20 protein-coding genes, 1 tRNA gene and 1 riboswitch are annotated in these 25,795 nt (G+C 67.4%); of the genes, 9 read left to right on the plus strand and 12 right to left on the minus strand.

What is annotated here, in order from left to right:
• Positions 1-94: 94 nt before the first annotated feature.
• The 4 genes from QQA13_RS02730 to QQA13_RS02745 all read right to left on the minus strand — a co-directional run bounded on the left by QQA13_RS02730 (position 95) and on the right by QQA13_RS02745 (position 3,933).
• On the minus strand, positions 95-781 hold the full coding sequence (locus tag QQA13_RS02730) for a fumarylacetoacetate hydrolase family protein (RefSeq protein ID WP_108471955.1): 687 nt from the start codon (positions 779-781) through the stop codon (positions 95-97).
• 166 nt (positions 782-947) lie between these two features.
• On the minus strand, positions 948-2,336 hold the full coding sequence (locus QQA13_RS02735; RefSeq protein WP_108471954.1) for a short-chain fatty acid transporter: 1,389 nt from the start codon (positions 2,334-2,336) through the stop codon (positions 948-950).
• A 361-nt stretch (positions 2,337-2,697) separates the two neighbouring features.
• A complete protein-coding gene (gene yedA / locus QQA13_RS02740; RefSeq protein ID WP_108471953.1) occupies positions 2,698-3,609 on the minus strand; it encodes a drug/metabolite exporter YedA in 912 nt (303 codons plus the stop codon).
• 54 nt (positions 3,610-3,663) lie between these two features.
• Positions 3,664-3,933 (minus strand): hypothetical protein, encoded by a 270-nt coding sequence (locus tag QQA13_RS02745; RefSeq protein WP_108471952.1) that lies wholly within the window; start codon positions 3,931-3,933, stop codon positions 3,664-3,666.
• A 77-nt stretch (positions 3,934-4,010) separates the two neighbouring features.
• On the opposite strand from QQA13_RS02745, the gene QQA13_RS02750 reads away from it, so the two are divergent.
• On the plus strand, positions 4,011-4,379 hold the full coding sequence (locus QQA13_RS02750; RefSeq protein ID WP_108471951.1) for a Rieske (2Fe-2S) protein: 369 nt from the start codon (positions 4,011-4,013) through the stop codon (positions 4,377-4,379).
• Between the two features lie 36 nt (positions 4,380-4,415).
• Here the strand turns inward: QQA13_RS02750 and QQA13_RS02755 are convergent, their stop codons facing one another.
• Together QQA13_RS02755 and QQA13_RS02760 are read right to left on the minus strand one after the other, a co-directional pair.
• Complete coding sequence (locus tag QQA13_RS02755; RefSeq protein ID WP_108471950.1) at positions 4,416-5,684, minus strand: nucleotide sugar dehydrogenase; 1,269 nt, start codon at positions 5,682-5,684, stop codon at positions 4,416-4,418.
• Between the two features lie 100 nt (positions 5,685-5,784).
• Positions 5,785-7,602, minus strand: coding sequence for an SLC13 family permease (locus QQA13_RS02760; protein ID WP_108472010.1), 1,818 nt, complete (start codon positions 7,600-7,602; stop codon positions 5,785-5,787).
• A gap of 318 nt (positions 7,603-7,920) precedes the next feature.
• Between QQA13_RS02760 and QQA13_RS02765 the strand changes: the two genes are divergently transcribed.
• Positions 7,921-8,268: an endonuclease domain-containing protein gene (locus QQA13_RS02765; protein ID WP_108471949.1), complete on the plus strand. Its 348-nt coding sequence runs from the start codon at positions 7,921-7,923 to the stop codon at positions 8,266-8,268.
• Between the two features lie 178 nt (positions 8,269-8,446).
• On the opposite strand, the gene trmB is transcribed toward QQA13_RS02765, so the two are convergent.
• Together trmB and QQA13_RS02775 are read right to left on the minus strand one after the other, a co-directional pair.
• Positions 8,447-9,148: a tRNA (guanosine(46)-N7)-methyltransferase TrmB gene (gene trmB, locus QQA13_RS02770; RefSeq protein WP_108471948.1), complete on the minus strand. Its 702-nt coding sequence runs from the start codon at positions 9,146-9,148 to the stop codon at positions 8,447-8,449.
• 116 nt (positions 9,149-9,264) lie between these two features.
• Positions 9,265-11,619, minus strand: coding sequence for a FecR family protein (locus QQA13_RS02775; RefSeq protein WP_108471947.1), 2,355 nt, complete (start codon positions 11,617-11,619; stop codon positions 9,265-9,267).
• A gap of 1,216 nt (positions 11,620-12,835) precedes the next feature.
• On the opposite strand from QQA13_RS02775, the gene QQA13_RS02780 reads away from it, so the two are divergent.
• The 6 genes from QQA13_RS02780 to QQA13_RS02805 all read left to right on the plus strand — a co-directional run bounded on the left by QQA13_RS02780 (position 12,836) and on the right by QQA13_RS02805 (position 18,417).
• A tRNA-Gly gene (locus tag QQA13_RS02780) sits at positions 12,836-12,909 on the plus strand.
• Positions 12,910-12,925: 16 nt separating this feature from the next.
• Positions 12,926-14,551, plus strand: coding sequence for a group II intron reverse transcriptase/maturase (ltrA, locus tag QQA13_RS02785; RefSeq protein ID WP_108471946.1), 1,626 nt, complete (start codon positions 12,926-12,928; stop codon positions 14,549-14,551).
• Positions 14,552-14,739: 188 nt separating this feature from the next.
• Positions 14,740-15,192 (plus strand): ATP-dependent zinc protease family protein, encoded by a 453-nt coding sequence (locus tag QQA13_RS02790; RefSeq protein ID WP_108471945.1) that lies wholly within the window; start codon positions 14,740-14,742, stop codon positions 15,190-15,192.
• Positions 15,193-15,202: 10 nt separating this feature from the next.
• Complete coding sequence (gene rimK / locus QQA13_RS02795) at positions 15,203-16,123, plus strand: 30S ribosomal protein S6--L-glutamate ligase (protein WP_108471944.1); 921 nt, start codon at positions 15,203-15,205, stop codon at positions 16,121-16,123.
• A gap of 340 nt (positions 16,124-16,463) precedes the next feature.
• A complete protein-coding gene (locus QQA13_RS02800) occupies positions 16,464-17,150 on the plus strand; it encodes a response regulator transcription factor (protein ID WP_007509416.1) in 687 nt (228 codons plus the stop codon).
• Positions 17,134-18,417, plus strand: coding sequence for a sensor histidine kinase (locus QQA13_RS02805; protein ID WP_108471943.1), 1,284 nt, complete (start codon positions 17,134-17,136; stop codon positions 18,415-18,417). Before QQA13_RS02800 ends, QQA13_RS02805 begins: the two co-directional genes overlap by 17 nt.
• A 264-nt stretch (positions 18,418-18,681) precedes the next feature.
• On the opposite strand, the gene QQA13_RS02810 is transcribed toward QQA13_RS02805, so the two are convergent.
• The 4 genes from QQA13_RS02810 to ahcY form a co-directional block, all read right to left on the minus strand.
• A complete protein-coding gene (locus QQA13_RS02810; protein ID WP_108471942.1) occupies positions 18,682-19,599 on the minus strand; it encodes a branched-chain amino acid transaminase in 918 nt (305 codons plus the stop codon).
• Positions 19,600-19,664: 65 nt separating this feature from the next.
• Positions 19,665-20,237, minus strand: a complete 573-nt coding sequence (locus QQA13_RS02815) for a DUF4124 domain-containing protein (RefSeq protein WP_108471941.1) — start codon at positions 20,235-20,237, stop codon at positions 19,665-19,667.
• A gap of 25 nt (positions 20,238-20,262) precedes the next feature.
• Complete coding sequence (metF, locus tag QQA13_RS02820; protein ID WP_108471940.1) at positions 20,263-21,087, minus strand: methylenetetrahydrofolate reductase [NAD(P)H]; 825 nt, start codon at positions 21,085-21,087, stop codon at positions 20,263-20,265.
• Between the two features lie 207 nt (positions 21,088-21,294).
• Entirely contained in the window at positions 21,295-22,734 is a 1,440-nt protein-coding gene (ahcY, locus tag QQA13_RS02825) for an adenosylhomocysteinase (RefSeq protein ID WP_108471939.1), read from the minus strand.
• Between the two features lie 79 nt (positions 22,735-22,813).
• Positions 22,814-22,944, minus strand: a riboswitch (S-adenosyl-L-homocysteine riboswitch).
• A gap of 110 nt (positions 22,945-23,054) precedes the next feature.
• Here ahcY and ppc point away from each other — a divergent pair.
• Entirely contained in the window at positions 23,055-25,760 is a 2,706-nt protein-coding gene (gene ppc, locus QQA13_RS02830) for a phosphoenolpyruvate carboxylase (protein ID WP_108471938.1), read from the plus strand.
• Positions 25,761-25,795 lie beyond the last annotated feature (35 nt).

The following is a 25,795-nucleotide window of genomic DNA, read 5'->3' on the forward strand; positions in this document are numbered from 1 at the left end:
TCGGGTTGGGCCGGATGGCTATGCAACTCTAACGCGACAACGTAGGCGCGCACAGATGAAGGTCGCGTGGAAGTCCCGGATCATGAACGGGCTCTCAGATGATGTGTCCGTCCAGCTCCGCCACGCCCACCAGCTCGGCGTGGAAACGGTCGCCACGCTGCAGCGCGGCCACGCCGGCCGGGGTGCCGGTGAAGACCAGGTCGCCGGCTTTCAGCTCGAACAGCGTGGACAGCGCGGCCAGGATGTGCGGCACATCGTGCACCATCTCGCCCAGCGTGCTCTGCTGGCGCAGTTCGCCGTTCACGCTGAGCCGCAGCGCGGTTTGTCCGTCCACTGCCACCTCACCCGCCCGGCGCAGCGCGGAAACCGGGGCGGAGTGGTCGAAGCCCTTGGCCACATCCCATGGGTGGCCCTTCGCCTTGGCCTGCGCCTGCAGGTCGCGACGGGTCAGGTCCAGCCCCACGGCATAACCCCAGACCAGGGCGGCGGCTGCATCCGGGGTGAGGTCGCGGCCGCCGGCGCCCAGCGCCACCACCATCTCCACCTCGTGGTGCAGGTCGGCGGTGGCCTGCGGATAGGGCACGTCGGCGCCATCGGCGACCACCGCGTCGGCCGGCTTGCAGAAGAACATCGGCGCGGCCCGGTCCACTGTGGCGCCCATCTCGCGCGCGTGCTCGGCGTAGTTGCGGCCGATGCAGAACACCCGGCGGATCGGGAAGCGCTGGTCGGAACCGATGATCGGCAGACTGGGGATGGCTGGCGTGGCGATGGCGTAGTTCATGGCCGCAAGCGTAACAAAGCCTGACCGGGTGCGGTCGGAGCAGAGTGACAGACGAGGGACGCCGATGCGTGGTCGCGGTGATGCATGGAGACCATGCTGCCGGCGCTCCCCGGTGCCGTCGTGGCGGGGTACTAAGGCGTTCCCGTACTGCGCTCGGATGGGTGTTTCACGGCATCACCGGCGGCACGTAAGTCAGCGTCATGCCCAACAGCCACAACATGCCCAGCACCAGCGGCACGTGCACCACCAGCTGCATGAAGGTGTAACCCACCACGTCGCGCGCCTTCAGCCCGAGCACGCCGAGCAGCGGCAGCATCCAGAACGGGTTGATCAGGTTCGGCAGCGCCTCGGCCGCGTTGTACACCTGCACCGCCCAGCCCAGGTGCACGTGCAGGTCGTTCGCCGCCTGCATCACGTACGGCGCCTCGACCAGCCACTTGCCGCCGCCGGAGGGCACGAAGAAGCCGAGGATCGCCGAGTACGCGCCCATCACCGCGGGGAAGCTCTCGGTGCCGGCGACGTGCACGAACAGGTTCGACAAACGGTGGGCCAGCGTGGCGCCGTCAGCGCCGGGCACGTGGGTGAGCAGCGCGGCGATGCCGCCGTACAGCGGAAACTGGATCAGCACGCCGGACGTGCTCGGCACCGCGCGGCCCACTGCGTCGAGGAAGCTGCGCGGGCGCCAGTGCAGCAGGATGCCCAGGGTGAGGAACAGGAAGTTGTAGGTGTTGAGGTTGGCGATCGCGGTGACCGCCGGTTTGCTGGCGAACTCGTGACCGAGCCAGCCCAGACCCAGCAGGCCGATCGCCATCGACAGCAGCGGGCTGTATTCCAGCCATTCGCCCGGGCGCGTGCGCGGCGGCAGCGCCGGGGTCGAGGTTTCGCCCACGTCGAAATCCTTTGAAGTACGCGCGTTCGCGTCCGACGGCGCGGTGTACCAGCAGATCAGCAGCGACACCACAATCAGCACGCCGGTCAGCATGATCGACTGCCACAGGAAGATGGTCTGGCTGAAAGGCAGCACGCCGGTGATCGCCAGCAGCCCCGGCGGCATGCTGGCCGGGTTTGCCTGCAACTGCGCCGCCGACGAGGACAGGCCCATCGCCCAGATCGCGCCCAGGCCGAGATACGCCGCCGCGCCGGCCGCGCGGTAATCCATGCGCAGGTCCCCGCGCCGCGCCAGCGCACGCACCAGCAGCCCGCCAAACACCAGCGAGAAGCCCCAGCTGAGCAGCGAGGCCAGCATGCTGACCAGCGCGATGTAGACGATCGCGCCGCGGCCGGTGCGCGGCGCGCGCGCCAGCACGTCGATGAAGCGCGCCACCACCGGTGCGGTGGCCAGCACGTAGCCGCCGATCACCACGAAGGCCATCTGCATGGTGAACGGGATCAGGCTCCAGAAGCCGTCGCCGAACGCGGCGACCGTCGCCGTCGGCGTGGCGCCGAAACTGAAAGCGGCCAAAGCGACCACCACCACGCCCAGCGCAGCAAACACCCACGCATCCGGAAACCAGCGCTCCGCCCACGCCGCGCTGCGCAACGCCGCACGCGCCATCCATCCGTCCTGCCTCGCGTTCATGCTGCTCTCCGCCGGTGAGTTGCAACATCGTCGCGCCGCGGTGGCCGCGCAGGCAAGGCGACGATGGTCGATCTCCTTGCTTCAATGAAACGAAGTCGCGTCGCCGCAGGCGACGCCTCGTTCGCCCTTCCCCCTGCAAGGCAGGGGGAAGTTGGAAGGGGGTAACGCTTTTAATCCTGGTTTCGGCTGAAGAGCAACCCCACCCCAACCCTCCCCTGCAAGCAGGGGAGGGAGCAAGGCTGTGCGCCCCTCCGTTACCGTGGAGGGACTGAGACCGCACGGTCGATCCCTCCCCCTGCCAGGCAGGGGGAGGTCAGGTGGGGGTAACGCTCTTGATCTACCGCCTCTGCTTCGCCAGCGTGATCACCGCCACGCCGGCCAGGATGATCGCCATGCCGGCGAGGTCGAACGGCCCGACATGCTCGCCGGCCAGCAGCACGCCGAACAGCACTGCCACCGGCGGGTTCACATAGGCGTAGCTGGTGGCCAGCGCCGGGCGCGCGTGCTTGAGCACGTACAGGTACGCGCTGAACGCGATGATCGAGCCGAACACCGCCAGGTAGACGATCGCCAGGCTGGAACGCAGGCTGGGGTGCATCGGCAGCCGTTCGCCGCTGAGCAGGGCGAAGCCGAGCAGGGCGATGCTGCCGCAGATCATCTGCGCGGCGGTGTTCATGGGGCCGGGCGGCATCGCCTGGCGCCGGCTCCACACCGAGCCGAACGCCCAGGCGGCCGCGGCCACCAGCAGGGCAGCCGCGCCGATCGACGAGCCGGCCAGGCTGCTGCCCAGGTTCAGCACGATCACGCCGGCGAAGCCGATGGCCAGGCCGATCGACTCGCGCCGGTGTGGCCACTCGCCATACATGCCGGAAAACAGCGCCGCGAACAGCGGCATGCTGGCCACCGCCACCGCGGCGATGCCCGAATTCACCCGTTCTTCCGCAAAGCACACCAGGCCGTTGCCCATGCCGAGCAGCAGCAGGCCGGTGATCGCCGCGTTGCGCCATTGCAGCGGTGTCGGCGGCGCCATCCCGCGCCAGCGCAGGAAGCCGTACAGCGCCATGCCGGCGCCGAGGAAACGCACGCCGGCAAGCAGGAACGGTGGCCAGCTTTCCAGCGCGAAACGAATGCCCAGGTAGGTCGAACCCCAGATCACGTACAGCGCGAGCAGCGCCAGCGGTATCAGGAAGCGGGGATCAGTCAGGCTGCGCGGCGCTTCGGCCGCGAGGGTGGCAGGGGTGTCGGACATGGGGGCGGATCGTGGGGGGACGGCGCATTATCCGTCGGTTCCCCTGTGCCTTGCTCAATGCGCGACGGGCCGCCCCTGGCGGATCACCACGAACTCGCCTTCCAGCACGGCCGGCTGCGCGCCGGACGCCCTCGGCTTCACCGGTACGCGCCCCTGCTTCCACTGGCGCACCACCAGCAGCACGACGCCACCGACCAGCAGCACGCCGGCCACCACCAGCCCGAACACCAGCAACACGCCCAGCACCGCTACGCCCAGCAGCAGCGACAGGGCACGGGCCAACGGGTGGCGGGGGCGACGCAGGGAAGGCAGGGTGAAGTACATGTGTTAAAAATCCGTGTGGTAAAATCAACGACTTACGCCACAACCATGGGGCCATCCGCCCCGCGAGACAAGTGCCGATGGATACATTTACCCCTGTCGAATCGCTGGACCGGCAGACGCTGTGCCGGCTGGACGACATCCCCGATGGCGGAGCCACCGCGGTCGATGCTCGCCTGCCCGAGGGTGAGGAAAGCCTGATCCTGCTGCGCCAGGGCATGCAGGTGCGTGGCTACCTCAACGTCTGCCCGCATGCCGGCCGCCGCCTCGACTACGCCCCCGGCAAGTTCCTGCTGAAGAATGACACCCTGACCTGCTGCGTGCATGGCGCCGCCTTCAACCGGGCCGACGGCCTGTGCATCGGCGGCCCTTGCCGCGGCGAACACCTGCGCGCGGTGGCGGTACAGGTCGAAGCGGGCGAGGTGAGGCTGGCGCAGGACGGCACCTGATCGGGCGCCATATCCGACTGGTGGCCGGAACCCGGGCTACAGCCGGCCGTCGACCATGGCGACCGGAAGCAGGCTCTTGATGTCGAACACCGCGCAGTGCTCGCGACCGAAGCGGCGGATGCCCTCGCTACCCAGGTCGAGAAAGGCCTGGTGCGCCACGGCCAGCACGATGGCGTCGTAACTGCCGGCAGCCGGGGCATCGATCGGGCGGATGCCGAGTTTTTCCTCGGCCTCGTCGGGGGCGGCCCAAGGGTCGTACACGTCCACCCGGGCATGTGCGGTTTCGAGTTCACGCACGATTTCCACCACGCGCGTGTTGCGCAGGTCAGGGCAGTTCTCCTTGAAGGTCAACCCCAGGACCAGGATGCGCGAATCGACCACGTGGATGCGCTTGTTCGCCATCAGGCGCATCACCCGATGTGCCACGTGCAGGCCCATGCGGCTGTTGATGCGGCGCGCGGTGAGGATCAGCTCGGCGTTGTAGCCGAGGATGGTGGCCTTGTGCGTGAGGTAGTACGGGTCCACCCCGATGCAGTGGCCGCCGACCAGGCCGGGCCTGAACGGCAGGAAATTCCACTTGGTGCCGGCGGCGTCCAGTACGTCCTGGGTGTCGACGCCCATGGTGTTGAAGATCATCGCCAGTTCGTTGACCAGCGCGATGTTGACGTCGCGCTGGGTGTTCTCGATCACCTTGGCCGCTTCGGCCACCTTGATGCTGGACGCCTTGTGCGTGCCGGCGGTGATGATGCGACGGTACAGCGCATCGACGAAATCAGCCGTCTCCGGGGTGGAGCCGGAAGTGATCTTGGTGATCGTGGGCAGCCGGTGCAGTTTGTCGCCGGGGTTGATCCGCTCCGGGCTGTAGCCGCAGGTGAAGTCGTGGTTGAAGCGCAACCCGGAAACCCGCTCCAGCACCGGCACGCAGATTTCCTCGGTGGTGCCGGGGTAGACGGTGGATTCGTAGATCACCACGTCGCCGCGCTTGAGCACGCTGCCAATGCTGGCGCTGGCGCTTTCCAGCGGCCGCATGTCCGGCCGGTTCGCCTCGTCCACCGGAGTGGGCACGGTGACGATGAACACGTTGCAGCCGGCGAGGTCGGCAGCGTCGGTGGTGAAGCGCAGCCGGCTTGCGGCGGCGAGTTCTTCGGCGGAAGTCTCCAGCGTGTGGTCGCGGCCCTGGCGAAGTTCGTCGACGCGGCTGGCGCTGGTGTCGAAGCCGATGGTGTCCAGCTGCCGGCCGAACTCCACCGCAAGCGGCAGCCCGACGTAGCCAAGTCCGACGATGGCAATCCTGGGTTCGTTCAAGTGCGTATCCCCTGTTGCTGTTGGCGGTGCGTCATGCGGCGCGAGGTCCGGCGGCGAAAATACCAGCGATGCGTGCCGCTGTCGCTTGCCCGGGGTACATTCAGCGGAACAGCAGGTTGATCGCGATCAAGGTGGCGACGAGCACCAGCAGGGTCAGCGGCGCGCCCACACGCAGGAAATCCTTGCCCTTGTAGCCGCCGGGGCCGGTGACCATCATCAGCGCGGGGTGGCCGGAGCTGAGCAGGAAGGTGTTGGAGGAGGACACCGCCACGATCAGCGCGTACGCCGACGGGTTGCCGCCGGTGGCCACCGCCACGCTGATTGCGATCGGCACCATCATCACGGTGGCGCCGACGTTGGACATCACCTGCGAGAACAGCAACGTGAGCACGGCCAGGCACAGCTGCAGCAGCCACGGCGACGCGCTCCCCAGGTGATCCAGCACCACCTGGGCGATCCACGCGGCGGTGCCGGTGGCGTCCATCGACCAGCCCAGCGGGATCAGGCACGCCGTCACGAAGATCGTTTTCCAGTTGATCGCCTTGTACGCCTCGTCCATGTTCAGCACGCCGGACAGCAGCATGCCGATTGCGCCGGTCATCATCGCCACCGACAGGTCGAGGTTGGTGAACAGCGCCAGGCACTTCGCCAGCACGAAGAAGCCCACCGCCTGCCAGATCTTGCCCGGCCGCTGCTGCTCCTTCGGAATGTCGGTGACGACGACCAGGTCGCGGTCTTCCGCGGCCAGCGACAGGTCGCGCCAGTTGCTGTGCAACACCACGGTGTCACCGGCGCGCAGGCTGACCGAGCGCACGTCGTCGCGGAACACCTGGTCACCACGGTTCACCGCCAGCACCGAGATGCCGAAGCGCTTGCGCAGGCGCAGCTCGCCCACGGTGTGCCGGATGAAGCGCGACACCGGTGGAATTACCACCTCGGAGATGCCGGCGCGGGTAGGGTTGAACAGCTCGCCGAGCTGGCGCATGCGGGTGGACAGCCGGCACAGCTGGTTGTTGGCGAACTGGTTCAGCTGCTCGCGCGGGCCGAGCACGCCGAGCACCGAGCCGACCCAGATCACATGGTCGGCCGGCGGCGCCATGCGCGCGTCGTTGCCGCTCTTGATCGCCAGGATCAGCGGCGCCTCGTGCAACTGTTCGACCTCGCCGATGCTCATGCCGACCAGCGGGCTTTCCGCGGTGACGGTGAGCTCGGCGGTCTCGCCGACGATGCCGTAGGTCTCGGCGAAGTAGCTCTCGGTGCGCCCGGGCGTCACCTTCAGCCGCTCGTCCTCGTGCCCGGGCAGCAGCTTGCGGCCGAAGAAGTAGAAATAGCCCACGCCCAGCAGCGCCAGGGTCAGGCCGACCGGGGTGACGCTGAACAGGCCGAACTTCGGGATGGTGTGCGCGCCCGGCGGCAGGTTCACGTTGGCGCTGGCGATCAGGTCGTTCAGCACGATCAGCGGCGAGTTCGCGATCAGCGTGGTGTTGGTGGCGGTGAGGATGCAGAACGCCATCGGCAGCAGCAGCCGCGACAGCGGCACGCCGGTGCGTGCCGCCAGCCGGCTCGACACCGGGATCATCAGCGCGGCCAGCGCCTGGCTGGGGATCACCGCGCTGAACAGGCTGGCGACCAGGTTGATCACCACGCCCAGGCGCGATTCCACGCCGCGCGCCATGCGCATCACGAAGTTCGCGGTGAGGTTGAGCACGCCGGCGCGGTCCAGCCCCTCGCCCATGATCATGATCGCGATGATCGCGATCACCGCGTTGCCGGCGAAACCGTTGAACACGCGATCGGACGGAATCAGCCCGGTCAACCCGATCACCACCACTACCAGCAACGCCACCATGTCGGCGCGGATCCACTCCAGCACCAGCATCAGCATGGTGAAGCCCACCAGCCCGAGCACCAGGATCATTTCGGGGGTGAGCGAGAGTGCCACTAGCTGACGTCCCGGCGGGGCAGCGGATTACGGTGGATGTGGCGGGGCAGTGGAAGCTTCACGCTGCTGTCGATTCGTCCCTGGGCGGATGAGCGTGAGTATAAGCGGGGCGATGCGGCTGCTGGTGAACCGTGAGCGAAGAGCGACCCCACCCCAGCCCTCCCCTGCGACCGAAGGAAGTCCCCTTGCGGGGCGAGCAGGGGAGGGAGTACAGCGCTTTGCTCCTCCCCCTGCTTGCAGGGGGAGGTCGGGAGGGGGTTACGCTTTTCGCCCCAGCTCAGCGAAGGACTCGCCGTGCAGCTCAAATGGATCCGCGCCCGCCAACTCCGCAACAAAAGCACCGATGCCAAGCGCCGCCTGTGGTACTTCCTGTGCCGTGAGCAACTGGCCGGCCACAAATTCCGCCGGCAGTATCCGCTGGCTGGCTACATCGTGGATTTCGTCTGCATGCCGGCGCGCCTGGTGATCGAACTGGATGGCGGGCAGCATCTTGATGCGTTGGCGTACGACGGGCGGCGCACTGCGATGCTCGAACGCGAAGGCTACCGCGTGCTGCGCTTCTGGAACGACGATGTGCTGCTGCGCACCCAGGATGTACTGGCGGAGGTTTTTCGGGTGCTGGAGGAAAGGTCAAAAGCCTGACCCCTCCACGACCCTCCCCTACTTCGCAGGGGAGGGAGCACAGCGGTCGGGCCGGGCAGCTTTTCTCAGGGAGGGGCACCGCTCTACTTCTCCCCTGCGGAGCAGGGAGAGGAGTGCAGCAGGCGAGCTGGGTAGCTTTTCTCCCTCCCCTGCGAAGTAGGGGAGGGTTGGGGTGGGGTCAAGCTTTTCGGTAAAGCAGATCCCAAACCCCATGCCCCAGCTTCAACCCGCGCCTTTCGAAGTGCGTCTCAATGCGCCATGCGGGCTTCTCGGCGTATTCGCCAGGGCCGGTGGCGTTGCGCCATGCAGGTGCCGCTTCCATCACCTCCAGCATGTGCTCGGCATAGGCCTGCCAGTCGGTGGCCAGGTGCAGCAGGCCGTTTGGAGCCATGCGCGAGGCGAGCAGGGCGACGAACTCGGGCTGGATCAGGCGGCGCTTGTTGTGGCGCTTCTTGTGCCACGGGTCGGGGAACCAGATGCGCGCTTCGGTCAGCGTGCCCGGGGCGATCTCGTGTTGCAGCACTTCCACCGCATCGTGCTTGTACAGCCGCACGTTGCGTGCATCGCGCGCGGCCAGCGCGTTCATCAGCCGGCCCACGCCGGGGCCGTGCACTTCGACGCCGAGGAAGTCGCGCGCCAGGTCGTGCTCGCTGGCCCAGGCCAGTGCCTCGCCGTTGCCGAAGCCGATCTCCAGCACCAGCGGCGCCGCGCGACCGAAGTTCGCAGCGAAGTCGTGCGGGGCTCCCTGGTAGTCGATGCCGTAGCGCGACCACAGCGTGTCGAAGGCACGCTGCTGCGCCGGTGTCATGCGCCCTTCGCGCAGCACGAAGCTGCGGATGCGGCGCAGGTGTTCGGGGATGGTGGGGTCGGTCGTGGGCATCCGCGCATTGTACGGCCTGACTCCAGCCTTCCCTTCACGCCGGGGAGGGGGAAACTAGCCGCTCTGCTCCCTCCCCTGCTTGTAGGGGAGGGCTGGGGAGGGTCAGGCTCCTGGCCTCAGCGCTGCCCCTGATCCTCCCGCGCCTGCTGCTTGCGGTTGGACGGTTGCGGCTCACCGCGTTGCGGGCGCGGTGATTCGGCGCGCGGCTGCGGCATTGCGCGTTGCTCCGGCATGGCGCGGGGTTCCGACATCGCGCGTTGCTCTGGCATGGCGCGGGGTTCCGACATGCCGCGCGGCTCCGGCATTGCGCGGGGTTCCGGCATTGCGCGAGGTTCCGGCATGCCGCGCGGTTCCGGCATCGCGCGTTGCTGCGGCTCGTAGCGCGGCATCGGTTCGCTGCGGTCCGGCGCGGGCAGCGGGCGTGGTGCTTCGCGCACGTACTCGCGCGAAGCGGGCTCGGGCCGCTGGAAGCGCGGCGCGGCCGGTTCGCGTGATGTCGGTTCCATCGGCTGCGGTCGCTGCTGTTGCATGGCGCGTTCGGACGGGTAGCGCTGGAAGCGACCATCGTCCGCTGGCGTTGGCAGGCGGCGGGATTCGGCGCGACGGATCGGCGCCGGCTCCGACGGCAGCGGGCGGTTGTCGGGGTTCGCGCGCGACCGATCTTCGGCGGCGGGCGCAATGTAGCTGACGGCCGGGCGCGGCACCGCCTCGGGGCGGTTTGCGTCGTCGCGGCCACGCGGATGGGCGAAGCGGGCCGAGCGCAGCTCGGCAGCGTCACGCGGCGTCTGCGGCTGGTTCCCGGGGCTGGCCGCGGTGATGCGCGGCACGACCGGAGGCTGCCCGGGCAGGGTCGCCGGCCGGCGCGGGCCGGCGTCGTTGCGGTCGGTCAGGTCCGGGCGCTGGCTGCGCCCGGACCGCCCTGTGTCGTCGAGCACGCGCACGTTGCTGCGCGGCGTGGCGAAGCGGTTGTCGCTGGGGCGGAAGGCAGCCTCGCGAACCGCTGGCGGTGCGCGACGCGCTACCACCTCACGGTCGAAGCCGCCGGCGGGCAGGTCGCGCACGTGCGCGCTGCGCGGCGGCCGGTTGGCGTTGTCCTGCGGGCGCAAGCGATCGATGCCGCGCACCGGCACCGGTGCGCTGGCGAGCTTGCGCGGATCGACATTGAGCAGGTCGCGTTGCACCCGGCGCCCCTCGGCGAAACTGCGGCCGGGCACGGCGGTGAAGCCGCGCGGTGCCATGCGGTTGGCGTAGCGGGCCTCACGGAACGGACGGCCCGTGCGGTAGTAGTTGTACTGGTTGTTGATGTTGTTGATGACGGTGGTGCGGTTGACGGTGTTGTGCACGTAGATGTTGGTGACGTTGACGCGCGTGTAGTAGTCGCGGTCGCAGCGGTACCACGGGTTGTAGACCTCGCCCGGACCGAGCGGGAACCAGCCCACCGGCGCAGTGCCGATGCCGACCGACCAGCCACCGCCGCCGACGAAGGCAACCAGCGCTGGCGCGTAGATCGGGCGCACGCTGCGCGGCCCCGGGATCCAGCCCCAGCCGCCGCCCACGTAGGCCCAGCGGCCATAGTGATACGGCGCGAAGCCCCACGGCGCATCGTCCACCCAGGTCCAGCCCCACGGCGCGATGTAGGCCCAGTGGCCGTTGCGGTACGGCGCCCAGCCGGGGCCGACGTCGCGCGGGAACCACACCGCGCCGTACTCGCCGGTGTCCCGCCATGCGCCGTACTGGTCGAGGTCCTGGTAGCCGACCACCTCGTCGGAGACGTAGCGGACGCTGCCGGACTGCGCGTAGCGGTGGTCGCGCCGACTGGCCCAGTCGTCGAATGCGTCGCCGCCGTCGATGTCGGTGATCGTCACCATGGACAGGCTGGCGTCGTTGAAGCGGTAGCTGCGCCCGGGGTTGATCGGGCGCTGCGCATTGTTCTCGCCGAACACGGTGGCGCCGCCGTCGAACGCGGTGACCCGGGTGCTGCCGTCGCGGTCGTCGACGTCGACGCGGAACGTGCCGGGCTGGTCGACCACCAGCGCCACCGTGGGAGTGTCTATTTCGTAGCTCTGGCCGTCGTCGAGGTGGCGCACGGTGAGACTGAGCGTGCCCTGGGTCAGCTCGACCTGGGCCAGGTTGTCGTTGAGGTCGAGCAGGCCGAAGTCGGTCCGCCCGTCGATGCGCAGCGTGCCGCCGCCGAACTCCAGCTCGGCGCGCGCACCCTGGGCGGTGGACAACTTGTCGCCGGTGGTCAGCGGGCGGTTGATGTTGGCGTCGCTCCAGTCCCTAGCGCCGGCAGGCAGAAAGCCGAGGTCGCCGGCGATGTACGACAGCCGTGCCACCCGGCTCGGCGGGTCGGCGCTGTCGTCGGCACCGGATTGCGCGTGGGTCAGGCCGGCAGCCACGCACAGCAGCATGAACGCCAGTGCCCGCCAGCGACGGCGCCACGAAACAGGGGACTCGGCAAACCTGGGCATGCGGCTCTCCTTCGGACGGGCGTATGAGACTGGAGCGGGGCGGGTGTTCGTCATGGTGCGGTCAACGTGCATTGTCGGGCCGGCGATGACCCTCGCCAGAGTATGCGCAGAGGGTCGTTCAGCACGCGTTGGGCGCCGCGCCGCCGTCTGTGCATGCGGGGCACCTTTCGTCCAGCCAGGCATCAAGAGCCTCACCCCCTCCTGACCTTCCCTACGGTGCAGGGGGACCGGTCGTGGAGCTGCGCGCTCTGCTCCCTCCCCTGCATGGCAGGGGAGGGCAGGGGTGGGGTGCTCTTCGCTCCCGCGAGCTTTTCAACCACGCGAATCCCGGGTTACCATCCGCCGGCCAAGGCGGGTGTAGCTCAATGGTAGAGCTGTAGCTTCCCAAGCGTGCGACACGAGCCGTGTACACGCGTAAAGGCAACCAGGGCCTCATAGCCTGGTAAACCGAAGCCCCAAGCACTCCATTGTGCGCAAGGCGGGACACGGCCCGAATCCGTGACACGATGCGCCGGTAACCGGGCAATTGGTGGGCAATCTGCTCGCCAACCTCGGTATCGACGCGGTACACGGCGAACGCCGTGCGAGTAATTGTCAGTCGGCCTCGTGCCGAACTGACCCGGTGTTCAGCCACCGGTAGCTTAGGAGCAGTGCGGAACTGGAAACGGTTCTGTGCCAAGCGCTCTGACAATGTAGCCACCCTCACGGGTACGCTGGTCCCGCGAGGGGCCGGCGTGACCTCGGAAGATGCATCCGAGTAGGCGCTAGGCTGTGCAGCAAGGGTTAGCGCAAGCGAACCATCGTCTTAAACGTCGTCAAGCTAACTGGGCCAAAGGCATTTGATAGGCCCTGCCCAAAATGGGACGAGGTCGGACATTCCCCTGCTTGGTGGGAATGCGCTGATGGAGTACCTCCGGCGAAAAGATGGAACCCTAGCTACACTGTTACTTGTACGGAACGTGGAAACCCCGATAGGCTGTCGTCACTCCGGTGCCGACTAGACATCCCGCAAGGAATGTTGAAGGCTTAGCGGGCACAGGATCGCGGAGAAAGCGAAGGCCCGACTGTAATGGTCGGGATAGGGGATGAAACGATCGCCCCGACCCGAAAGGGTGCAGACTTCCGCGTGGTGGCCTGTCGCTAGACAGGCCTGACAACCAACTCCCGATGGGGCGACGCCCCCATCAGGGGGGCGTCCATCCCCAAAGGGTCATGGGCGGGTGTAGCTCAATGGTAGAGCTGTTGCTTCCCAAGCAACTGACGAGGGTTCGATTCCCTTCACCCGCTCCAACTTTGGAGGACTGATATGGACGCCAATACCCTTGGCGATGTCGCCTCCGCGCGCTGGAACCAGTGGCACACGATCCCGTGGGCCGAAGCGTTCCAACACGTCAGGAGGTTGCAGGCACGCATAGCGAAGGCAGCAAAGGACGAAAACTGGCGCGCCGTGAAACGGTTGCAAAAGTTGCTAGTCCGCTCGACTACCGCACGAGCAGTCGCGGTGCGTCGAGTTACGGAGAACCAAGGCCGGAAGACCCCCGGTGTGGATGGCCTCACTTGGTCCACACCCAAGGAGAAGTGGAAGGCGATATCAGCGCTGGATTCGCGCGGGTACCGTCCCAAGCCACTTCGCAGGATCCACATCCCGAAAGCCAACGGCGGGAAGAGGCCCTTGGGCATACCGACGATGAAGGACCGAACCATGCAGGCGCTGCACTGGCTTGCACTCGATCCTGTCGCGGAAACCCGAGGTGACCTCAACTCGTACGGCTTTCGCTCCGGACGCTCAACGGCAGATGCCATCGCCCAGTGCCACAACGCACTGAGCCGAGAACATTCGCCGCAATGGGTACTGGAGGGCGATATCAAAGCGTGCTTCGACAACATCAGCCATGACTGGCTGGTGCGCAACGTGCCGATGGATCGGCGCTTGCTGGAGAAGTGGCTCAAAGCCGGGTTTGTGGAGGGTCGGAAACTGTTCCCGACGGATGCAGGTACGCCACAGGGCGGGATCATTTCCCCGTGCTTGGCAAACCTGGCGTTGGACGGCATGGAGCGGATGTTGAAAGACAGCCTCCCACGCCGGGACAAGGTGAATTTCATCCGGTATGCGGACGACTTTGTGGTGACTGCGATCTCGAAGGAGGTCTTGGAAGCCAAGGTCAAGCCGCTGATCGTGGGTTTCCTATCCGAGCGCGGATTAGTGCTCTCGGAAAAGAAGACAAAAATCACTCACGTGACGGAGGGGTTCGATTTCCTTGGCTGGCATGTTCAGAGGCACAAGAAATTTCTGAACATTGTCCCGTCGAAACGAAACGCCAAGGCGTTCTACGCAAAGGTCAGCGATCGGCTACGCGAGTTACGAGGTGCAAGGCAGGACGACGTGGTGTTCGCCCTCAACCCGATTCTCCGGGGATGGGCCAACTACCACAAAATCGTGCATGCATCACGGACGTTTGCGAAGCTCGATTACCAGATCACGCGCGCGCTATGGCGATGGGCAACGCGTCGGCATCCCATGAAGGGCAAGCGTTGGATCAAACGGCGGTACTTCCGTCGAGATGATTCCCGCGACTGGCTCTTTCGGACGGATATGTCCAACCTGATGCATTTGGCCAAGATTCCTATGGTCAAACACGTAAAGGTTAGGTCCGACACCAACCCATACGACCCAAAGGACGAGGCCTACTTCGACGAGCGACTGACTCGGCGGATGCGGTCCACTCTGCAAGGACGCAGGAGGTTGCACTGGCTGTGGAACAGACAGGAGGGCATCTGCCCAATCTGCTCCGCCAAGATCACCAAGACCACAGGATGGAATGTTCATCATGTGGTGTGGAGGGTCTATGGTGGGTCCGACAAACTGTCCAACCTGCAGTTGCTCCACCCGACGTGTCATACGCAGTTGCACGCGCGTGGTGCGAAGGGATAGGCTGCCGCTCTGTCAGCGGGTGCTGATCGAGTTCTTGGCTGCTTGAGCCGTATGAGGCGAAAGTCTCACGTACGGTTCTTAGGGGAGGGGGTGGCCGCGAGGCCACCTCCTCACCCGACTACTGACGAGGGTTCGATTCCCTTCACCCGCTCCAATCCCCGGTCCCCCGAGCGACTCCCCGAACCCATATGGCGGATCTGATCACCCTCGGCTGGCGGGAGCGGCTGGCGTTGCCGCAGCTGGGTATCGGCGTGCTCAAGGCCAAGCTCGATACCGGCGCGCGCAGCAGTTCGCTGCATGTGGACACCCTCGAAGAGTTCCAGCGCGACGGCGCGACCTGGCTGCGTTTCACCCTGCATGTCGGGCGGCGCCAGCTGGTCGACATCCGTTGCGAGGCGCCGGCGCTGGACCGCCGCACGGTCACCGACACCGGCGGCCGGCGTACCGAGCGCTGGTTCATCCGCAGTGAGCTGCAACTGGCCGGGCAGCGCTTCAGCGTCGACATCAACCTGACCGATCGCCGGCATATGCTGTTTCCGATGCTGCTGGGCCGCAGTGCGCTGGATGGGCGCTTTGCGGTGGACCCGGCGCGCTCCTATACCCAGCCGCGGCCACTGGCGGTGGCCATGGGCCTTCAATGACGGCCAGCCCATGAAGATCGCGATCCTGTCGCGCAACACCCGACTCTATTCGACCAAGCGCCTGGTCGAGGCCGCGCGCGTGCGCGGGCACGTGGTGCGCGTGTTCGATCCGTTGCGCTGCTACGTGCGCGTCGCGCCAGGTGCGTCGTCGATCCGCTACAAGGGCAAGGAAGTGCGCGACATCGACGCGGTGATCCCGCGCATCGGCACCACCAGCACGTTCTACGGCACCGCGGTGCTGCGCCAGCTGGAGATGATGGGCGTGTACACGCCGAACCCGTCCGACGCGGTGCTGCGCGCGCGCGACAAGCTGCGCTGCCTGCAGATCCTTGCCGCGCAGGGCATCGACATGCCGGTAACGGTGTTCGGCGACAACCCGGACGACACCGACGACGTGCTGGCCCTGCTCGGCGATCCGCCGCACGTGATCAAGCTCAACGAGGGCAGCCAGGGCACCGGCGTGGTGCTGGCCGAGAAGCGCGCCGCGTCGCAGAGCGTGATCGAGGCGTTCCGCGGGCTGTACGCGAACTTCCTGGTGCAGGAGTTCGTGGCCGAGGCGAAGGGCAGCGACCTGCGCTGTTTCGTGGTCGGCAAGAAGGTGGTGGCGGCGATGCAGCGCGACGCCACCCCCGGCGATTTCCGCGCGAACCTGCATCGCGGCGGTACCGCAATGGCGGCCACGCTGAGCGTCGAGGAGAAACGCATCGCCGTGCGTGCTGCTGCTGCGCTGGGGCTGGGCATTGCCGGAGTGGACCTGCTGCGCTCGAACCGCGGCCCGCTGCTGCTGGAAGTGAACGCCTCGCCGGGGCTGGAAGGCATCGAGGCAGCCACCGGCGTCGACGTGGCTGGCGCGATCATGGACCTGCTGGAAGCGCAGGCCCGCGAGGTGTGCGCCGAGTCCCGCCCGCGCCGCAAGCCTGTCAAGGCCTGAGCGCTGCTGCTTGCAAGGGTGGCACCATCCCGTTGGACATCGCGAAGAGAGCAGTGTGGCCAGACGAGAACGGGTTAACCGCACCGTAACCACGGACCCCCTATAAAGCACTCACTGTTTTTTGCGGCACGATGGCCTGAATGGCCCGGTGACGGCAGACAATGGTATCGGGGCAGTAGCTTGGGCCCAGGTGGCGACGGCGAGTCGCGCATCTGGGCCTTTTTATTGCCTGCGCGACCCCCCATTCAGTTTGACGGCGTGGCCGGTGCGCCGGCTTCACCCAAGATTGTTAAGCTTGCAGCCACAGCCGGCCCGTGCGCCGGCTGCGCAGGAGTGACACATGCGCGTACTGGTGATCGAAGACAACAGCGATATCGCGACCAACATCGGCGATTATCTGGAAGACCGGGGCAACGTGGTCGATTTCGCGGGTGACGGCGTGACCGGCCTGCATCTGGCGGTGGTGCATGATTTCGACGTGATCGTGCTCGATCTCACCCTGCCCGGCATGGACGGCCTGGAAGTCGCGCGCAAGCTGCGCCACGAGGCGCACAAACAGACGCCGATCCTGATGCTGACCGCGCGCGACGCGCTGGAGCAGAAGCTGACCGGCTTCGAGTCCGGCGCCGACGACTACATGACCAAGCCGTTCGCGCTGCAGGAGCTGGCCGCGCGGCTGGAAGTGCTGGCGCGCCGCGGCAAGGGCCCGCAGAGCCGCGTGCTGAAGGTGGCTGACCTCACCTTCAACTTGGACACGCTCACGGTGAACCGCGAGGGCAAGTCGATCCAGCTGAACCCGATCGGCCTGAAGCTGCTGCAGGCGCTGATGGAAGCGAGCCCGTCGGTAGTCACCCGGCAGGACCTGGAACAGCGCGTGTGGGGCGAAGAACTACCGGACAGCGACTCGCTGCGCGTGCACATCCACGGCCTGCGTGCGGCGATCGACAAACCGTTCGACAAGCCGTTGATCCACACGCGGCACGGCATTGGCTATCGGATGGTCGAGCCGGATGCAGTCCAGGCGTAAGCTTCGCTTTCGATTGATCGTCTCCTTCGCGCTGTTCGGCTTCGGCCTCAGCGCGCTGTTTGCCGTGGCCGCGCTGTACGTGCGCGCGAAGGTGGAAGACCAGCTGGTGGTGTCGGCGTTGCAGCACGACGTCGACCAGGCGGTCGAGAACAAGCACCTGCACCCCGACCTGCCGCTGAAATCCGACCTGATCGACGCCTGGCTGTGGAGCGACCGCACGATCTACAAGGCGCCGCTGGCCTGGCAGAACCTGACGAACGGCGTCTACGACATGAAGGACGTGGACGAGTCGGGTCGTCCACGCCATTACAAGCTGGCGGTCAGCCGCAAATACGGCCTGATCGCGTTCGTCATCTACGACATCAGCCGCGAGGACCTGGGCAAGCAGCAGCTGATCCTGTCGCTGGTCGGCGCCGTGTTGCTGTTCAGCCTGTTGTCGCTGGCGATCGGCTTGTGGCTGTCGCGCAAGGTCCTGAAGCCGGTCAGCGAGCTGGCCAACCGCTTGCGCGACTTCCGCAAGGCCGGCAAGGCCGAACCGCTGGCACCGCATTTCGCCGATGACGAGGTGGGCGAGCTGGCGCACGCGCTGGACGAATATTCAGCGCGGCTCACCGCGATGGTCGAGCGCGACCGCGAGTTCAACTCCGACGTCAGCCATGAGCTGCGCACGCCACTGGCGGTGATCGCCAGCACCACCGAATTGCTGCAGGGCTCGCCTGACCTCACGCCCAAACTCGCCGAACGCCTCAAGCGCATCGAGCGTGCCTCGCGCCAGGCCACCGAGCTGATCGAGGCCTTGCTGCTGCTGTCACGCGCCGAACGGCGTGGCCCGACCCGCGGCGAAACCACCGAGGTGGGCAAGGTCGCCGCCGACGTGATCGAGAGCCAGCGCCCGCAGATGCGTGGCAAGCCGCTGACCATCGACCTTGCCGTCAACGCGCCAGTCAACGTCAACGCGCCGGCCTCGGTGCTGTCGGTGGCGCTGACCAACCTGGTCGGCAACGCGATCAAGTACACGCTCGAAGGCAGCGTGCGCGTCGAAGTGGGCGACGGCCGCATCGAGGTGATCGACACCGGCCCCGGGATCAAGCCGGAAGACGCCGAGCGCCTGTTCCAGCGCGGCGTGCGCGGCGAAGGCGCTGGCGGCAGCGGCGCCGGCCTCGGCCTGGCGATCGTGCGCCGGCTGTGCGAACTCTACGGCTGGGACGTCTCGATGCGCCCGCGCGCCGATGCCAACGGTGCGATCGCCAGCATCAGGTTCAGCTGACGCCGTGAGCTCCTTCCCCTTGCCATGGGGGAGGTTGGTGACCGCAGGGAGTCCTTCAGGTGAGGGGTTGTCCGGGCTTGCCGGGAGCGAAGATCAAGAGCGACCCCACCCCGACCCTCCCCTGCGATGCAGGGGAGGGAGTACAGCGGCTTCGCTCCTCCCCCTGCTAGCAGGGGGATGCCGGGAGGGGGTCGCTTTTGACGTTGGCTTGGCGAAGAGCGACCCCACCCCAGCCCTCCCCTGCGGTGCAGGGGAGGGAGCACATCACACCTGCTCCAGCCAGCCCCACTTGTCGTGGGTGCGGCCGTCGAACAGGCCGAAGAACAGTTCCTGCAGGCGCAGGGTCACGCGGCCGGCCTTGCCGGTGCCGACCTGCTTGCCGTCGACCGAGCGGATCGGGGTGATCTCGGCGGCGGTGCCGCACATCAGCACTTCCTCGGCGAGGTACAGGTATTCGCGCGGGATGTCGCGTTCGACCACGTCGATGCCGTCCTCGCGGGCCAGCGTCATCAGCGTGTTGCGGGTGATGCCGGTGAGCAGCGAGGCGCTGGCCGGCGGGGTGTGCAGCACGCCGTCGAAGACCAGGAACAGGTTCTCGCCGGCACCTTCGCTGAGCAGGCCGGTGGAGGCCAGCGCGATGCCCTCGCCGAAGCCCAGGCGGCGCGCTTCACGCGCGATCAGCTGGCCGGACAGGTAGTTGCCACCGGCCTTGGCACCGGCCGGGATGGTGTTCGGCGCGAAACGCTGCCAGCTCGACACGCAGGCGTCGATGCCGTTCTGCAGCGCCTCGGCGCCGAGGTACGGGCCCATCGGCCAGGCGGCCACGGCCATGTCGATCGGGGTCTCGGCGGAGAGACCGAAGCCGCCCAGTCCGCGATACGCCACCGGGCGCAGGTAGGAAGCACCCAGGCCGTTCTTCTTGATCACTTCGCGGCAGGCTGCGGCCAGTTCGTCGGCCGTGTACGGCAGCGCCATGTCGTAGATCTTGGCCGACTGGTACAGCCGGTTCAGGTGGTCGGTGAGGCGGAAGATCGCCGCGCCGTCGGGCGTGGCGTAGCTGCGGATGCCCTCGAACACCGACGAACCGTAGTGCAGCGCGTGCGACATCACGTGGGTGGTCGCCTCGGCCCAGGGCTTGATGCTGCCGTTCTGCCAGATCCACTCGGGGTATTGCTGGGCCATGTCGATTCTCCATTGGGGACCGCCCATGATAACTGCTGGGCGCCGGGTCGGCGTCAACGGCTGCGTCAATCCGCGCTGCGCAGCCACAGGCAGCCGGCCTGGTGCACGAGGTCGAAGCGCAGTTCGCGCGGGCTGCCGCTGCCGTCGTTGCCGGCGGTATGCAGCACCAGCTGGTTGCCGTCCGACGGCGGCGCGGGCGGGGTGTCCGTGATCGGCGGGATGCCGGTGCTGGCGGTGGCCGGCGCGGCGCCGTCCGGGAGGTCCACGTCGAGCAGCGGCTGTTTCATCAGTTCGGCCAGCGAGCGGATGTCCGCGGTCACCACGCCGCGACCATAGCCGTCCCACAGCATCAGGCCGGCCATGCGGTTGGCATCGCGACTGGCGAAGGCGGCGATCACGCTGCGGCGCAGTTCGTCGGGACTGGCGGCGCACAGGACGGGCGACGGCGCTGCCGGTGACGTGGCCTGCGCGGACGGAGCGTTCGGGTTGACCGGAGTGGCTTGCAGCGCCGCGCAGGGCTGGTCGGTGAACACGGCGCCGCCGCTCGCGCCAATGCAGCGATGGATCGGCGTCTGCGCCGCGGCGGGCGCGGTACAGGCAAGCAGAATCAGGCAGGGCAGGATGGCCGACCGGTGCATCGCGCCAGCATACCCGCCGAGTGAATCAGGAAAGTTGCTGCAGTACCGCCTGCGTGGCACGGGCCCGGTTCAGCGTATAGAAGTGCAGCCCGGGTGCGCCGCCGTCGAGCAGGCGCCGACACAGTTGCGCCACCACTTCGGCGCCAAGCGCGCGCACCGCGTCGGCGTCGTCGCCGTGGGCCTGCATGCGCTTGGCGATCCAGCGCGGGATCTCCGCGCCGCACATCTCGGAGAAGCGCCGCAGCTGGCTGTAGTTCGTGATCGGCATGATCCCCGGCACGATCGGCACCTCGACGCCCAGCCGGCGCACGTCGTCGACGAAGCGGAAATACGCATCGGGGTTGAAGAAGTACTGGGTGATCGCGCCGTTCGCGCCGGCGTCGATCTTCGCCTTGAAATGCTGCAGGTCGCGCAGCGCGTCGTCGGCCTGCGGATGGGTTTCCGGGTACGCCGCCACCTCGATGTGGAAGTGGTCGCCGCAGTGCTCGCGGATGAATGCCACCAACTCGGCGGCGTAGCGGAAGTCGCCCGCGGTGGCCATGCCCGAAGGCATGTCGCCACGCAGTGCCACGATGCGCCGGTAGCCTGCCGCGCGATAGCCGTCCAGCAGCGCGGCGATCTCGGCCCGGGTGCCGCCCATGCACGACAGGTGCGGCGCCACGTTGAGCCCATGCTGCGCATGCAGTCGCGCCACGGTATCGCCGGTATAGCTGAGCGTGGAGCCGCCGGCGCCGAACGTGACCGAGGCGTAGTCCGGCCGGTGCGCCTTCAGCACCTGCGCCGCCCGGTCCAGCTGCGCACGCTGCTCGTCGGTCTTGGGCGGGAAGAATTCGAAGCTGATCGACGGCATCGCACGGGTTCCTGGTGGCGGTGCCGGCGAGTATATATCTTTGTGTCGCGATGAAGCGATAGATTGTAGGTCGGGACGGGATGCTGCCGCGTCGGCCGCAGGATGGGCGAGGAGTTCCGGGCCCACGCATAAAAAACGGGGCGCATCGCTGCGCCCCGTCATGTGGGAGAACCGGGCTCTCATTCCCGATTCTCCATTCCCGGCAAATCAGTAGCGGTAATGATCCGGCTTGTACGGGCCTTCCACCGGCACGCCGAGGTAGCCAGCCTGTTCCCTGGTCAGCGTGGTCAGCTTCACGCCGATCTTCTCCAGGTGCAGGCGGGCGACTTCCTCGTCGAGCTTCTTCGGCAGGATGTAGACCTTGGCCTCGTACTTGTCCTTGTTCGCCCACAGGTCGATCTGCGCCAGCGTCTGGTTGGAGAACGAGTTGGACATCACGAAGCTCGGGTGGCCGGTGGCGCAGCCCAGGTTGACCAGGCGGCCTTCGGCCAGCAGGAAGATCGCGCGGCCGTCCTTGAACACGTACTTGTCCACCTGCGGCTTGATGTTGATCTTCTCGACGCCGGCCATCGCGTTCAGCGCGTCGACCTGGATCTCGTTGTCGAAGTGGCCGATGTTGCAGACGATGGCCTGGTCCTTCATCGCCTTCAGGTGATCCAGCGTCAGCACGTCCTTGTTGCCGGTGGTGGTGACATAGATGTCGCCGCGACCCAGCGTGCTCTCGACCGTGTTGACCTCGAAGCCTTCCATCGCCGCCTGCAGCGCGTTGATCGGGTCGATCTCGGTGACCACCACGCGCGAACCGTAGGCACGCAGCGAATGCGCGCAGCCCTTGCCGACGTCGCCATAGCCGCAGACCACGGCGACCTTGCCGGCCAGCATCACGTCCATCGCGCGCTTCAGGCCGTCGGCCAGCGACTCGCGGCAGCCGTACAGGTTGTCGAACTTGCTCTTGGTGACCGAGTCGTTGACGTTGATCGCCGGGATCAGCAGCGACTTCGCCTCGGCCAGCTGGTACAGGCGATGCACGCCGGTGGTGGTCTCCTCGGAGACGCCCTTCCAGTCCTTCACCACGGTGTGCCAGTAGCCCGGGCGCTCGGTGTGCACGCGCTTGAGCAGGTTCTTGATGACCTGCTCCTCGTGCGAGGACGCCTTCTCGTCGACCCACTTCGAACCGTTCTCCAGCTCGTAGCCCTTGTGGATCAAGAGCGTCACGTCGCCGCCGTCGTCGACCACCAGCTGCGGGCCGAGGAAGCCGCCCTTGCCGTCGGGGAAGGACAGCGCGTCCAGCGTGCAGTCCCAGTACTCTTCCAGCGTCTCGCCCTTCCAGGCGAACACCGGTGTGCCGGTGGCGGCGATCGCGGCGGCGGCATGGTCCTGGGTCGAGAAGATGTTGCACGAGGCCCAGCGCACGTCGGCGCCGATGTCCTTCAGCGTCTCGATCAGCACCGCGGTCTGGATCGTCATGTGCAGCGAGCCGGTCACGCGCACGCCCTTCAGCGGCAAGGTGGCGGCGTGCTTCTTGCGGATCGACATCAGGCCCGGCATCTCGTGCTCGGCGATGTCCAGTTCCTTGCGGCCCCAGTCGGCCAGCGACAGGTCGCGAATCTTGTAGTCGTGGTGGTTTTCTTTGAGTGCGGCGTTCATGCGTATCTCCGGTTAGTGCGAGGCTCTTGCGAAGAATCCGGCCATGGATGGCCGGCCTGCTGCGAAGGGACTCGCGTAAAACAACCGGGCGCCGTTGTGGAACGTGCCGCGCCGAGCCTGGCCGTTTTTGTGAAGGGCCCGCACCGGGAGGTGGGGATTTTGCGGATGGGATCCGCCTTCACGGCAACGGTCGCAGCGCCCCTCGGCGGGCAGTACAGAGGGGGCATTGTAACGGCAGACATGAGCTTATGCCGCATGGTTGGGTGTCCCCCGCGCCCGGATTGGTTACGCTGGGGCTTGGCCCGCCCTGGAGCAGCTGCGTGGAACAAAGTCGCGAACCCGAATTCCTGCCGCCCGACGGCCCGCTGCGCGAGGACGTCAGCCGGCTCGGCGCGATGGTCGGGCGGATGCTGGCCGAGCAGGGTGGCGACGCGTTTTTCAACCGGGTCGAGCAGGTACGTACCGCCGCGATCCGCCGTCGCCGCGAAGGCGCCTCGGTCGACGACCTGGCTACCTCGCTGGCTGGCCTCGACGCCCACGACGCCGAGGCGCTGGCGCGCGCGTTTGCCACCTATTTCCAGGCGGTGAACACGGCCGAGCGGGTGCACCGCATCCGCCGCCGCCGCGACTATCAGCGCGAGGGCAGCGCGCCGCAGCCGGAATCGCTGCTCGACGTGCTGGGCCGGCTGAAGGCCGAGGGCGTGGGCGTCGACGAACTGGTCGGCTGGCTCGACCGGCTGTGGATCGAGCCGGTGTTCACCGCGCACCCGACCGAGGCGGTGCGCCGCTCGCTGCTGGAGAAGGAACAGGCGATCGTCGCTTCGCTGATCGACGGCTTCGACCCGCAGCGCACGCCGCAGGAGCGGCAGGAGGACGACGACCGCATCTACATGGCGCTGTCCGCCGGCTGGCAGACCGCCGAGGCCTCGCCGGTGCGGCCCAGCGTGCAGGACGAACGCGAGCACGTGGATTTCTACCTGGCCAACCCGCTGTACCGGATCGTGCCGGCGCTGTACGAATCGCTGGCGCAGGCGCTGCAACAGACCTACGGCGTGGCAATCAGGTTGCCGCGGCTGCTGCGCTTCGCCAGCTGGGTCGGCGGCGACATGGACGGCAACCCGAACGTGGGCGCCGACACCATCGCCGACTGCCTCGACTCGCAGCGCGCGCTGGTGCTGGAGCGCTACCGCGAGGACGTGGCCACGCTGGCGCGATCGCTCAGCCAGACCGAGGGGAGGGTTGCCGCCTCGGTGGCGCTGCGCGTGCGGCTGGCAGACTACCGCACACGCTTTCCCGCCGCCGCGGCGCAGATCCGTCCGCGCCATGCCGACATGCCGTACCGCTGCCTGCTGCAGCTGGTCGGCGCGCGGCTGGCGCTGACCGGTGACGAATCTGCGGACGGCTATCCGTCCAGTGACGAATTGCTGGACGACCTGCAGCTGATCGCCGACAGCCTGTTGCAGCATCGCGGCGTGCACGCCGGCGCCTATGCGGTGGAGCGCCTGCTGTGCCGCGTGCGCAGTTTCGGCTTCCACCTGGCGCGGCTCGACGTGCGGCAGGATTCGCGCGTGCACGATGACGCGCTGGCGGCCCTGCTGGCCGATCCGGACTGGTCCACCCGCGACAGCAGTGCACGCGCCGACCGGCTGCGCCCCTACGCCAGCGGCCAAGCCGCGTTTGCGCACAGCAGCGACGCGAATGCCGAGTCGCTGCAGGCCGTGTTCGCCACCTTGCGCGACAGCCGTCGCAGCCATGGTCGCGACGCCACCGGCCTGTACATCATCAGCATGGCGCGTTCGGCCGCCGACGTGCTGGCGGTCTTGGCGCTGGCGCGGCGTGGCGGCCTGGTCGATGCGGCCGGCGACGTGCCGCTCAACATCGCGCCGCTGTTCGAGACCGTCGACGACCTGAAGAACGCGCCGGCCACGTTGCGCGCGCTGCTCGACGATCCGGTCTACCGCCGCCACCTCGCCGCGCGCGGCGACCAGCAGTGGGTGATGCTGGGCTACTCCGACAGCGGCAAGGACGGTGGCACGCTGGCCTCGCGCTGGGGCCTGCAGCGCGCCCAGGTGGAACTGCTGGAGGTGGCGAACGCGGCCGGCATCCACCTGGCCTTCTTCCACGGCCGCGGCGGCTCGGCCAGCCGCGGCGGCGCGCGCATCACGCCGGCGCTGATGTCCTCGCCGCGCGGCGCGGTGGCCGGCGTGCTGCGGGTGACCGAACAGGGCGAGGTGATCCATCGCAAGTACGGCATCCGTGCGCTGGCACTGCGCAACCTGGAGCAGACCGTGGGTGCGGTGCTGCGCGCCAGCTTGCGTCCACGTGAAGACGAACCGCGCGAAGAGCGCTGGCGCGAAGTGATGAACACGCTGTCGGCGACCAGCCGGCAGAGCTATCGCGCCTTCGTCGAGCGCGACGGATTCGTCGACTATTTCCGCAGCGCCACGCCAGTCGACGTGATCGAGCGGATGACCCTGGGCTCGCGCCCGGCCAGCCGCCGCAGCATGCGCGGCGTGCAGGACCTGCGCGCGATCCCGTGGGTATTCGCCTGGACCCAGTGCCGCTCGATCCTGCCCGGCTGGTACGGCCTGGGCAGCGCGCTGGAGCAGGGCGCGCAGCAGTTCGGCGAAGAAACGCTGGCCGAGATGGCGCGCGACTGGCCGTTCTTCACCAACCTGCTGGATGACGTGGAGATGGTGCTGGCCAAGTGCGACCTGGACATCGCCGAAGCGTTCTCGAAATTGTCCGGCCCGCTGCACGCGGAGTTCTTCGGCCTGATCCGCGCCGAGTTCGCGCGCACCCGCCACTGGCTGCTGCAACTCAAGCGCAGCGATGCGCTGCTGCAGGGCGAGCCGCGCCTGGCCGCCTCGATCCGCCTGCGCAATCCCTATGTCGATCCGATGAGCCTGCTGCAGGTCGACCTGCTGCAGCGCTGGCGCGCAGGCGGCGGCGAAGACGATGCCGTGCTGCAGGCCCTGGTCGCCTGCGTCAATGGTGTATCGCAAGGTTTGCAGAACACCGGCTGATTCATTCGATTGGGGGCATCATGCAGGGATGGCTT

Source organism: Rhodanobacter thiooxydans (assembly GCF_030291135.1).
Classification (GTDB): domain Bacteria; phylum Pseudomonadota; class Gammaproteobacteria; order Xanthomonadales; family Rhodanobacteraceae; genus Rhodanobacter; species Rhodanobacter thiooxydans_A.

Coding starts and splice junctions, on each gene's coding strand:
- yedA (WP_108471953.1), bottom strand. CDS start 3,609: ATGTCCGACACCCCTGCCACCCTCGCGGCCGAAGCGCCGCGCAGCCTG.
- QQA13_RS02800 (WP_007509416.1), top strand. CDS start 16,464: ATGCGCGTACTGGTGATCGAAGACAACAGCGATATCGCGACCAACATC.
- QQA13_RS02730 (WP_108471955.1), bottom strand. CDS start 781: ATGAACTACGCCATCGCCACGCCAGCCATCCCCAGTCTGCCGATCATC.
- QQA13_RS02805 (WP_108471943.1), top strand. CDS start 17,134: ATGCAGTCCAGGCGTAAGCTTCGCTTTCGATTGATCGTCTCCTTCGCG.
- trmB (WP_108471948.1), bottom strand. CDS start 9,148: ATGCCCACGACCGACCCCACCATCCCCGAACACCTGCGCCGCATCCGC.
- QQA13_RS02750 (WP_108471951.1), top strand. CDS start 4,011: ATGGATACATTTACCCCTGTCGAATCGCTGGACCGGCAGACGCTGTGC.
- QQA13_RS02790 (WP_108471945.1), top strand. CDS start 14,740: ATGGCGGATCTGATCACCCTCGGCTGGCGGGAGCGGCTGGCGTTGCCG.
- QQA13_RS02815 (WP_108471941.1), bottom strand. CDS start 20,237: ATGCACCGGTCGGCCATCCTGCCCTGCCTGATTCTGCTTGCCTGTACC.
- metF (WP_108471940.1), bottom strand. CDS start 21,087: ATGCCGTCGATCAGCTTCGAATTCTTCCCGCCCAAGACCGACGAGCAG.
- ltrA (WP_108471946.1), top strand. CDS start 12,926: ATGGACGCCAATACCCTTGGCGATGTCGCCTCCGCGCGCTGGAACCAG.
- QQA13_RS02775 (WP_108471947.1), bottom strand. CDS start 11,619: ATGCCCAGGTTTGCCGAGTCCCCTGTTTCGTGGCGCCGTCGCTGGCGG.
- QQA13_RS02810 (WP_108471942.1), bottom strand. CDS start 19,599: ATGGCCCAGCAATACCCCGAGTGGATCTGGCAGAACGGCAGCATCAAG.
- rimK (WP_108471944.1), top strand. CDS start 15,203: ATGAAGATCGCGATCCTGTCGCGCAACACCCGACTCTATTCGACCAAG.
- QQA13_RS02760 (WP_108472010.1), bottom strand. CDS start 7,602: ATGATCCTGGTGCTCGGGCTGGTGGGCTTCACCATGCTGATGCTGGTG.
- QQA13_RS02735 (WP_108471954.1), bottom strand. CDS start 2,336: ATGGCGCGTGCGGCGTTGCGCAGCGCGGCGTGGGCGGAGCGCTGGTTT.
- QQA13_RS02745 (WP_108471952.1), bottom strand. CDS start 3,933: ATGTACTTCACCCTGCCTTCCCTGCGTCGCCCCCGCCACCCGTTGGCC.
- ahcY (WP_108471939.1), bottom strand. CDS start 22,734: ATGAACGCCGCACTCAAAGAAAACCACCACGACTACAAGATTCGCGAC.